A 299-nucleotide genomic window follows, 5' to 3' on the forward strand; every position below is an offset into this window, starting at 1 on the left:
AGGATCCGCCAGGACACGCCGTCGACTACCGCGTGGTGGGCGACGAGCACCAGTCGCGGTTCGCCGGTCGTCCGGCCGACGAGGACGCGCAGGAGCGGGCCCCGGCTCAGGTCCATGCCGGACTGGACGCCGGCGACCTCGCGTTCCCAGTGCGCGTCGGCGTCCCCGGCCTGGAGGTTGGTCACCGTGAGGACGGTGTCGATGTCGAGCTCCGCGAGCAGTCGGGGCCGCCAGCCGCCGTCGACGGTCCGGTCGAACACGGTGCGCAGGGCGTCGTGGTGGGCGACGAGCGCCTCGAC

The 299-nt window shown here is 73.9% G+C and carries 1 protein-coding gene; it reads right to left on the bottom strand.

The annotated features are described in order from the left end of the window. A partial coding sequence (locus tag ACTIDRAF_RS31330; RefSeq protein WP_039789672.1) for a condensation domain-containing protein occupies positions 1–299 on the bottom strand: 299 nt, incomplete at both ends.

This window comes from Actinoalloteichus spitiensis RMV-1378, assembly GCF_000239155.1.
In the GTDB taxonomy this organism is placed as follows: Bacteria; Actinomycetota; Actinomycetes; order Mycobacteriales; family Pseudonocardiaceae; genus Actinoalloteichus_B; species Actinoalloteichus_B spitiensis.